This is a genomic window from Polaromonas sp. P1_G4, assembly GCF_056405475.1.
On the sequence record NZ_JBFUCA010000706.1, the window covers coordinates 1 to 1,731 of the forward strand.

1 protein-coding gene is annotated in these 1,731 nt (G+C 61.7%); it reads left to right on the forward strand.

What is annotated here, in order from left to right:
- On the forward strand, positions 1–1,635 hold a 1,635-nt coding region (locus AC1D1X_RS22445; protein WP_477699239.1), incomplete at its 5' end, for an efflux RND transporter permease subunit.
- Positions 1,636–1,731 lie beyond the last annotated feature (96 nt).

A 1,731-nucleotide genomic window follows, 5' to 3' on the forward strand; every position in this document is an offset into this window, starting at 1 on the left:
GTGCTGCGTTGGGTCGTCACCACACGTTACGTACCCGCGGCGGAGGAAGGCGCTGCCGGCCGGCCCTCGCTTGCCCAGCGACTCAAAGGCATGGCCTTGCAGGCCCGCTGGATTGTCATCGGCGTGATGGTGCTCAGTGCCCTGGCCATTGCGCTGGTGTTCCCGAGCATGAAGCAGGAGCTTTCGCCCATTGAAGACCGCGGGGTGATTCTGGCCAACGTCAATGCCCCTGACGGCGCCACGCTGGACTACACCAACCGCTATGCCAGGGCGCTGGAAAAAATGGGTGAGCCCTTTCCCGAGTTCGACCGCATTTTTGCCAACGTGGGCAACCCGACGGTGGCGCAGGCCAGCGTGGTGTACCGCACTGTTGACTGGGACAAGCGTACGCGCTCCACCATCGACATGGCACGCGAGCTGCAGCCCAAATTCAATGCGCTGCCCGGCGTTACCGCCTTTCCGATCACGCCGCCGTCCCTTGGGCAGGGCTTTCGCGAACGGCCGCTCAATTTCGTGATCCAGACCTCCGACAGCTACCAGAACCTGAACACCGTGGTGCGCCAGATGCTGGAGGAGATCGCCAAAAACCCTGGCATCGTCTCGCCCGACGTAGACCTGCGGCTGAACAAGCCAGAACTGCGCATTGAGGTGGAGCGGGACAAGGCGGCCGACCTCGGCGTCAGCATCCAGGTTGTCGCAAAGGCCATCGAGACTCTGCTGGGCGGGCGCAACGTGACGCGCTACAAGCGCGATGCCGAGCAGTACGACGTGATCGTGCAGACCGAAGCCAGCGGCCGCACAACGCCTGAAGACATCGACCGCATTTATGTGCGGGGCCGCAACGACGCAATGATTCCGCTGTCGGCATTGGTCAAGGTGCGTGAAAGTGTTTCCCCGCGCGAGTTGAACCATTTCGGCCAGCGTCGCTCGGTGTCCATCACRGCCAGCCTTGCGGGCGACTATTCGCTGGGCGAAGCGCTCAAGTTCATGGACCAGACCGCCGCCAAGGTGCTCAAGACCGGCTACAGCACCGACCTGAACGGCACCTCGCGCGAGTTCAGAAACTCGCAGGGCGCCCTGGCCATTGTGTTTGTATTGGCACTGGTGTTTATTTTCCTGGTGCTGGCCGCACAGTTTGAAAGTTTTATCGATCCGCTGGTCATCATGCTGTCGGTGCCGCTGTCCATGATCGGGGCCTTGCTGGCGCTCAAATGKTCGGGCGGCTCTCTCAATGTGTATTCCCAAATTGGTCTGATCACGCTGGTTGGCCTGATCACCAAGCACGGCATCCTGATTGTGGAGTTCACCAACCAGTTGCGCGGGCAGGGCATGGAAATGATCGACGCGCTGGTCAAGGCGTCATCGCAGCGCCTTCGCCCCATCATGATGACGACTGGTGCCATGGTGCTGGGAGCCTTGCCGCTGGCCCTGGCCAAGGGCGCGGGTGCCGAAAGCCGCACGCAGATCGGCTGGGTTATCGTGGGGGGCATGTCGCTGGGCACTTTGCTCACTGTGTTTGTGGTGCCCACGATGTACACGCTGTTTGCCCGCAAGGCGGTCCCAGGGGCCAACAAGGCCATTGCCAGGGAGCAACCCGATGAACACCTTGAACACCCGGAGTACGTGGCGAAATGATCGTGAGGAACCGCTTGCCCCAGGCCGGGTCCCTGGCATGCTGATGAGAAAACCGGTTTGACCGCAAACCCAGCGGGCCGAATCCGTACAGTTGCT